General features: G+C 41.4%; 7 protein-coding genes and 1 pseudogene. 4 read left to right on the plus strand and 4 right to left on the minus strand.

Features of this window, described 5'->3' with window-relative positions:
• The first annotated feature begins 320 nt into the window (after positions 1-320).
• Genes ACEYX7_RS09825 through ACEYX7_RS09835 form a run of 3 tightly spaced genes read left to right on the plus strand, consistent with a single transcriptional unit; the run spans position 321 to position 981 of the window.
• Entirely contained in the window at positions 321-470 is a 150-nt protein-coding gene (locus tag ACEYX7_RS09825; RefSeq protein WP_374900507.1) for a virulence factor TspB C-terminal domain-related protein, read from the plus strand.
• Positions 463-762 carry a DUF2523 domain-containing protein gene (locus ACEYX7_RS09830; RefSeq protein ID WP_374807084.1) on the plus strand — a complete coding sequence of 100 codons (300 nt, stop codon included), beginning with the start codon at positions 463-465 and terminating at the stop codon, positions 760-762. The genes ACEYX7_RS09825 and ACEYX7_RS09830 overlap by 8 nt, the downstream gene beginning before the upstream one ends.
• A 60-nt stretch (positions 763-822) precedes the next feature.
• Positions 823-981 (plus strand): hypothetical protein, encoded by a 159-nt coding sequence (locus tag ACEYX7_RS09835; RefSeq protein WP_374805489.1) that lies wholly within the window; start codon positions 823-825, stop codon positions 979-981.
• 326 nt (positions 982-1,307) lie between these two features.
• Here ACEYX7_RS09835 and ACEYX7_RS09840 read toward each other — a convergent pair whose 3' ends face one another.
• Positions 1,308-2,912, minus strand: a complete 1,605-nt coding sequence (locus tag ACEYX7_RS09840) for a Fic family protein (protein WP_374805487.1) — start codon at positions 2,910-2,912, stop codon at positions 1,308-1,310.
• Between the two features lie 395 nt (positions 2,913-3,307).
• Here ACEYX7_RS09840 and ACEYX7_RS09845 point away from each other — a divergent pair.
• Positions 3,308-3,685: pseudogene (locus ACEYX7_RS09845) on the plus strand (integrase core domain-containing protein); the annotation flags it as partial.
• A gap of 60 nt (positions 3,686-3,745) precedes the next feature.
• Here ACEYX7_RS09845 and ACEYX7_RS09850 read toward each other — a convergent pair.
• From ACEYX7_RS09850 to ACEYX7_RS09860, 3 genes are all read right to left on the minus strand, one after another.
• On the minus strand, positions 3,746-4,849 hold the full coding sequence (locus tag ACEYX7_RS09850; RefSeq protein WP_374900509.1) for an SIP domain-containing protein: 1,104 nt from the start codon (positions 4,847-4,849) through the stop codon (positions 3,746-3,748).
• Positions 4,846-6,096 (minus strand): MFS transporter, encoded by a 1,251-nt coding sequence (locus tag ACEYX7_RS09855; RefSeq protein ID WP_374900511.1) that lies wholly within the window; start codon positions 6,094-6,096, stop codon positions 4,846-4,848. Before ACEYX7_RS09855 ends, ACEYX7_RS09850 begins: the two co-directional genes overlap by 4 nt.
• A gap of 85 nt (positions 6,097-6,181) precedes the next feature.
• A complete protein-coding gene (locus ACEYX7_RS09860) occupies positions 6,182-8,461 on the minus strand; it encodes a TonB-dependent receptor (protein ID WP_374900513.1) in 2,280 nt (759 codons plus the stop codon).
• Positions 8,462-8,593 lie beyond the last annotated feature (132 nt).

Genomic DNA, 8,593 nt, shown 5'->3' on the forward strand with positions numbered 1-8,593 from the left:
TTAAGCAAGGGCTTCTTGATGACTATATTTGTGAGCAACTTCGTTGCCCTTCGGTTAGGTTTGCGTAAGTCCTAATAACAACAACTGCGTCAAAGTTGACATAGATGACGATGACGATGACGACAAGGACGATAAAGGCGAAAAAAAATTCTGTAAATCAAACGAATTTTATAAAAAAGTCTGTGACTGGATAGACTGGACGCAAGAATCAGAAGAACCTGATACAAACACAAAGCCAAAAATTAAAGAAGAAAAAGACCTAACATTTGATAAAGACAGGATACAATTTAAAGACCAATGTCCGCCCCCCAAAAACTCACATGGTTACTGTTGCTGGTTATACTGCTAAATTTGAAATTAGCTATCAAAAAATGTGTGATTTTTTTGTCAGCTTCAAACCTTTTGGTATCGGATTATCTACTTTAAGCGGTGTTATGATTGTTGCAGGGGTAGGGCGTAAAAATGGCTGATTTTCCATCATTAAATGCAATGCTATATAGCGTTGGTGAAAGTTTACTATCTGTTAGTGTCAAAAAAGTATTATCAGGTGCAGGGCTAGGGCTTGTTACTTATGCAGGAATGACTAAAGCACTTGAAAAAATTATATCAGATGCTAATGCCCAATTATCGCAGGGTGATGGAGCTGTTCTATCAATACTCGGTTTGGGGGGTATAGATACCTGCTTATCAATCATATTAAGTGCTTGCGTTATTCGCATGACAATATATGGCTCGCAAATTCGTATTATAAAATCTGATTAGTATTGAAAAGCACATAACCCTTATATAAAATATATATAAATTTTATATAAGGGTTTTTTCATGTCTGACAAAAAATTACTTACCGTACAAGTCGATTCCGACTTACTCGAGCAATTCAAACGCGTTTGCGATAGCAAAGACTTGACAGCCAGTCAAGTCATACGCCAGTTTATGCGCGATTTCTTAGCAAAGAACAAGCAACCAGATATGTTTAAGTGAGACTTATCCCTAAGTTATCCATCAGATTTAAAATGCCCCAGTCATTGCGCCCACACATCGCTAAATGACTGAGGGCATTTTTCGCTTTGCTGTGGGTAACTTGGGCGATAAGTCGTTTCTCGTTCTTAGATTTTGTCTTTTAAAGCGGTGAGGGTCGAGGACGGTTCACTGCCCGCAGACCATCAACGCTTTAAAAGTCTTTTTAGTTTTGCTTATCAAGCGGTTTTTGGGCACAAAAACCGTTCATCGGCACACCGCTATCTAATGGTGTGCCTGAGTCCCAAATTTGGGACTTTTTGATAGCTCTCATTTCGCATAATTAAACATTATGTTAAATAATAAACAATTGCAGAGCGAATTTCTCCCCACACTGCCCCATCCGCCAAAAACGGCATAGCCTTCACCAGTTTTTGACTGGGTTTATCGCTGTCTAAATTATCTAACACGCTACGGATAATGGTATCAACATAGTCATTGGGCATCTCAATGATGTCCTTAATTGCAACCCTTGCTTTATCATGATTTCGCAAGTAGCGACTTTGCTCAGTTAAATCCTCTTCAATGACTCGTCTAAGGATATCTGCCATATAGCCAATGTGCGGTGTCAAATCCAAATATTGCCAAATCGGTTGGGCTGTGTGACTATTTTTAAGGGTTAGATTGGAACGAATCCCATCCGCATAGCTCACCATCTCCCCAAATTCATACTTATCTGCCATATGAGCCATCAACGGCATCGATACGCTGTCTAAAATTTGGTCATACGCCCTGCGGTCTTTGGCGGTTTCGCTAATGACTTGAGAAATTGGTAAAATCATCGGCTCTGACACTAAACCATCTCGTCTAAGCATATCATTCATCAAGAAACGATGAATCCGCCCATTACCATCGGCTAACGGATGAATATACACAAACGCAAATGCCACCACCGCACACCGCATCACTGCCGACTGTCCTTGGGTAACTTCGATAAAGCGTTTTAGCCCTGCTAACATCTGAGCCACTTGCTCAAACGGCGGTGCAATATAATGCACAATCGGCTTAAAATCTCGTTGACTGACTTGCCCAACAAACACAGGCGATTGACGTAAGCCAAACTGATGGATTGCCACACTGTCGCCCAAAATGGCTTGCTGTAGCTCGGTTAGCGATTGATTATCCAGTGGGATATCTCCCCTACCCAATTGATTTGCCATCACTTGAGCAAAACGTTCAATACGTTTGGTTTGTTTGCCCTCCCCTTCAATGGTAAAGCTTGCCTTACTCTCTCGTAAGGTAATCCAAACACTTGACCGCATTAGCACATCTTCACCAAAGGTATCGGTTAGTTGTTGCATCATCTGGGCAATATCCAGCGAAAACGCAGGTTGTAGGGCTTCGGTCTTTACTATCATGGGGCAAAATTGGCGTCTCCCTGCCAAATTATCATTGATTCGCCAACGGCTATTTTTAACCACATATTCAGGGCTACAGGCGACCAGTTTATCCGCATCAATCGCATCGACATAATTGCCTGCAATTCGACTTTTACCATCACGCATGGATAACGCAAGCTCATTACCCGTAAACCATTCATACAAAAACCCACAGCGTCTGGCGTATTGCCCTGTCGGCTCATCTGCTAACCAATGCTCAAGCAAACTTGGCTCAATAAGCGAAAACACCTTCGCCAATAGCTCATAATGCAAAAACTCATGGCTGATATGAAAGCGAAGGTGAAAGGTAATTTGTTCAAGCAGTGCTTTGTCATACTGGCTCTGTTGATACACTTCTTCAGAAGAACTGCCGTTTTGGTGCGACTCACGACGGCTACCCAATCGACTGACCACATATAAAGGATAAGCCAGTGATAGGTCAAAATATTGAACCAACCAAGCCCCACCCATTGGATTGATGATCGTTTGTGGATTTATGAAGGTTGAATTTGGCATGAATACCTAAGTGATAAACCAGTTTTGATAGCGGTATTTTGGCAAAGATTGATTAGGGTTGCAATAAAATAATTATTATAAATATTTTTTGCATTAAAACGATTAAAAAGAATCGTAGGTCAAAATGAATGAAGGTTGGTTTAAGTTCTATTTTTAAGATTTATTCGAGTTTTCGAGTTCTCTGAAACTAAAAATGAGGACTTGTCATACGTTGTTTTATGGATGAATTAATGTATGAAAAATACAGAGTTTTAGCCACTGTTTCCCTCCAAAATAAAATGTCCAAAAAACTAGTGTTTTCCATAGGTTACTCCCATTATCACGCAGATTTATAATGATGCAATACTCGACAAAATTCCTTAGCGTACAATATGGTCCGAATTCTGTGCTGACCCCTAGATGCGTTAAACCAAGCATTGGATGCTAGGTATAGACCAAAAAATGTGATTCACCATAGTGATAAGGGTAGCCAGTATCTATCCATCAAATATGGCGAACGGCTCAAACAATCAGGTCTTGCCGCCTCAGTCAGCACAACAGGCGATTCCTACGACAATGCTTTATCCGAAAGCATGAATGGGCTATATAAAACGGAGGTGATTGACTATTTTAAACCTGAATGGGAGGGTGTAAAGGATTTTGCATTAGCGACCCTTGATTGGGTACACTGGTACAACAATGAACGTTTACATTCAACAAATGGATATTTGTCACCTGTTATTGCAGAGAGTATCTACTATCGTTCATTAAATCCGTCGGGCTACGCCGCCTGACTTAAATAATCCTGTCTCCGATAAAGTAGGGGTGGTTCATAATTTTGTTTTGGTACTTATTTATTTTAATCGCCAATACCCTTTAAAATGGTTGTTTTTGGCGGGTAGTTGTCTATCATTTCTGAAATAATGACGAATGTCTTTTGCCACACTGGTTTCACACGCACCCCATACAGTTTGTACCGCTGTTAAACTTGTTAAATACTCTAGGGTCTTTTCAGATTGCTTGGACACATCAGCGACAATGTGATGTACGGTTGTACCTGTGGGCAAACGTACCTTATCAAAATATGCTTGTTCTTCGGCATATTGACTTAGCACTATTAAAGTAGGCGGTAGCGGATTTTCCCAACTTTCTAAGATACTTGCCACTGCGGGATAGGCAGTTTCATCAGCAATCAGTACGGCGTTGCCATTAGCCAAATGATTATGTATTTCTGGCGATTCGGTGCGTGAGTAGATGATATCGCCTGATTGTATGCTATCAAGCCAACGATAACCTGCACTGTCGCCATGTGCATAGATATCCATGTAAATATCGTTTGGCGTTTGGTCATCATCGGCAATTCGCATAGTATAAATGCGAATGTCTTTGTTCATACTTTCAACGATTTTTTGGCGTTTTTCACTGGATACTTTTTTGAGTACCCATAAGAACCCCAAATTGGCACGGGTTTTTAACCAACTGACAATTTTGTGGTTTGATGTAGTTTTGGCTAATTCTTTTGGTTGAGCACCTTGCATGGTTTTTAGCACCATGCCATAGGCATAGCCGTCATGGCTTTTAGCAATTGAGGTTTGACTTGATAGGTGCAGTCTTACCATGCGTTTGGTGATATTGGATTTGTGCGTGACGGTAAAATACCGACGCTTACCGCCTGTGATATCTTTGCCTTGTTTTACCATAGCAAGATAAGCCAAGTATAAAATCTGCTCTTCCAATTCACCTTTTAGTTCAAATGGGATAAAGATGTCATTGGTTGTTTGAGAGGTAACTTTTAGCGTCATCCCTTCATTGAAGATGTCACTGATATAGGCAGACGTAAAGGTGTCTTTTGAGTTGTAATAATGTGCAATTACTAAGATTTCATCGCCATGGTCTTGGTTGACATGGTCGATGATATCAAGTTTTTGCTGTTGGTCAGCGACAGGGGTGCGTTTCATTGTGAGCCCTTAAATATCCGATGAATTGATAATTTGACGATAAAAAATAACAATAAATTCAAAATAACACTCAGCACCATCACGGCAAGATAGCCAACCATTTTTGCCAAAGACAATCCAATCCCAGCGTACACAAATCCCACCACCATAATAACGCTGATTTGCAGAGTAAACATGGTTGCTTTAGTAGGGTGAGAGACCGCCCTGTCCATCATCAAGGTCGCAAGCACCGCAATCAAAGCAGGATTAATCAGAAAATAAATCGTCATGGCAAGATAGACAGCAAGTTGACTGGTATAACCCAGTGCCAAGGGTATTAAACCTGCAATGCTCAATGTCTGTAAGAATGTGAGGATAAGTAGCGTGTTCTTACGTCCTAGCTTTTTGACCCAAAGGCTGGCTGATAAGGCAGATAGGATACCAATGATAGACCCATAGACTTTGGTGACAAATCCAATATCAGCCAATGACCATTTCACATCAACCAACAATGGATTGACCAAAGAAAACGCCTTGCCAAAGCCAATTGGATAAGCCAACAATAAGCCAAACCAGTGTTTGTGTTGCTGAATAAAGCTTTTGACAGAGGCGACTAGGGTTTTTAATGTAAGATTAGCAACACTGTCTGTATTGGGTTCTTGAAACAACCATAGATTCACCCAAGCCATTGTCGTGAGTAGTGCCAATAGATAAAAAGCCCAACGCCATCCTATCATTGGGTATATCATGAGTATCAAGCCACCCCCAATGACATTGCCAAGTAAGTTACTTGAAAACTGAAGACTATTGGCAACGGGCAAATCCTTAAAATTAAACAGTTTGGTTGTCAGTCCATCAATCGCCACATCTTGCACGCTTACAGCAAACACATACAGAGTCAGTGCCACACATAACCACCCAAATTGAATTTTGACATCAAGGTGAGCAACCCATATCAGCATGATAATCATGGCAAATTGTGAGCATAACAGCCAACCACGATATTGCCCTTGCAGTTGTCTTTTGAAAAGTTTGATTGGTTTACTATCAACCACAGGGGCATAAAAAATCTTGGTAAGCATAGGTAATGCAACCAAGTTTAACAATGCTAATTTATCCAAGCCCAGCCCCAAATCCCGCATGATAGCAACCATTGATGCTAAGATGAATGATACGCCTAGATACTGTGTCATATAGACATTTATTAGTAGTAGCCACGGTTTTTTAGATACTGGTTGTACGGTTAAATCAGAAATAGGCAGGGTCATGTGATGAACTCAATGTTAGAAATCCATTATTTGCTATCCATAAAAAAGGTGTATGTCTGCATACATACGCCCTGTTGATGAATTTTTAGAAGTTATACTTATAGCTCACGCCAAAACTACGCTCGGGTGCGACCATACCCACATTGCCTGGCATGATACCGAACAACTGATATTTTGCATTGTTCAAGTTATTGCCCCATACGCCAAATTCATGTTTGTTATTGCCAATACCTGCACTGGCATTGAACAACGTATAGGCTTTTAATTCTTGTAAGTTATTGGACTGACCAAAGCGACTATCCACATGACGAACATCACCGCCGATGTACCAACGCATATTGTTCAGCCACGCATTGTCTAACGCATGCTCGTATCTTGCCCCAACACTGACACTGAACTTAGGTACTTGTGGCATTCTATTGCCAGTTTTGGTGATGCCTTGAGCTTCCACTTGTGGGCTTGCGTTAGTGACCGTCGCATCAATATAACTGATGCTGCCATTGAGCTTTAAACCCTTCATCGGTCGCCAATCAGCCGATACATCGATACCACGGCTTTGGCTATCCACGTTAGCCGTTGCCGTTAGGTTACTAGGGAATAAAAACAGACTGACATGGTCGTTTTTCATGCGGTTATTAAACAAAGCAATGTCAATATTCACATTATTGTCAGGGCTTTGGTATTTTGTCCCGACTTCAAAAGAATCAATGTCAGTTGCTTTATACGGGTCATCTGGCTTACCAAACGCAACGTTTGTACCATAGTCAGCAAATCCACCGAATTTATGCCCTCTGGCATATAGTCCATAGACACGCCAGTTAGGGGCAATGGCATAATTTAGCCCAATACGCCCTGTGGTTGCAGTGTCGCTTAGTGTCTGTGTATCATGGTGTACGCCTGTGGCTGATAAGGCATTGTTGGCATTAGCTTGCACAGTTGCTGAATAGCTCAGTTTTTCTCTACCGACCCGCAAACCTGTCATCAATGACAGCGTGTCGGTCATAGGGTAGGTCACTTCGCCAAATAAAGCTTGCGACTGTGTTTCAAAGCGTTTATGGTTAGTACCATTACTGACTTCATTGCCCACCAAGGTCGTTAGTTCATTAGGATTTGCAGGATTCATCGGTATGGCAAAGATACCTTGACGACCGTCAAACTGCCAATCTCTGTCTTTTTTCTCAAGCAATAACCCTGTCGTCCATTTGATACGGCTATCATCACTAGATGATAATCGTACTTCTTGAGAAATTTGACTTAAATCATCAACAATATGCTGTCTGTTGTTGCTCTCTTGACTAAAAAAATCATTGAGCATGGGACGAAGCATGGCAGGTACTTGCAACAAATCATATTGCAAAGTACGCATGTCAGGCGGTAACAAAGGACGGTAAATATCACCTTGATAGTGATGATAGCTGGTGGTAGATTTTAATTGACTATTGGCAAAATGATGCTCAATATCCAAAATCGCCCCAGAGCTACTGTTATCCGTACTGTGTGGCAGACCGCCTGTGTTCATTTTTGGGCTATTTAAGTCTAGTAACGGCACTGGTAGATAATTTTGTTGTTTGTCATGATATAGGCTAAACACCACATCACTGCCCATATCTTTGCCAGTGTCATCCGTAATCAGGTTTTGCCAACGGACTTTGGCTTGCCCCCCTTGTCGGCTAATCTCATTAACGGGCTTGCCTGTTGATTCTTCTATGAGATGATTGTCTTTTTGTTCAGACATCCCAGCTATTCGTACGGCTAGGTTATCAGTTAACGGCACATTTAGCACGCCTTGCACTTGCTTTTGATGCTGACTACCTATGCCGACACCAATGTTGGATTCAAAGTAATTTTCAGGATTGCGGGTTCTGACAATCACGCTACCTGCTTCGGCTTTTGAACCCAGTAACGTACCTTGTGGACCTTTGGCAATTTCTACTTGTTCGACATCTATCAAGTTGCGAACCAAACCTGTTTTACCTTGGCTTACCCCATCAATCCGAAAATCAACAGAGTTGTCATCAAGGCTGGTATTGGTCAAAGAGCCTGTGCCACGAATCCATAATAATGAGTTGCTGATATTGCCACCATTATGAATTTGGGCACTGGGTAAGGTGCGTAAAGCGTCTTCGGTATTGACCAGTCTTTTTTCATTAATCGCTCTACTGCCAATCGCAGTTACGCTAAATGGCATATCCAAGCGGTTTTCATTAAAGCCACGGGCGGTAAAGGTTAAATCAGGCAGTTGTGTTGTAGGCAAATTGTCTTGACTGTTATTACCCACTTCTTGGTAGCCCATGGGTTGTTGTAAATTGGCTTGTGCCTGTTGCGTTTCCTGTATCTGTGCTTGAGCTAACGGCGATAGACACATACAAAGACAGCCAATCGCTGATGATGTGGCGATAAATTTATAGCAAGGTTTTTCCATTAGGGTGTGTTGACATACAAAGAAAATCAGTTATTCTGATTATATGAATAGACTAACACTTACTGATGCCCAATG

Origin of the sequence: Hubeiibacter jixunmingi, from assembly GCF_041928215.1 — a bacterium.
In the GTDB taxonomy this organism is placed as follows: Bacteria; Pseudomonadota; Gammaproteobacteria; order Pseudomonadales; family Moraxellaceae; genus Acinetobacter.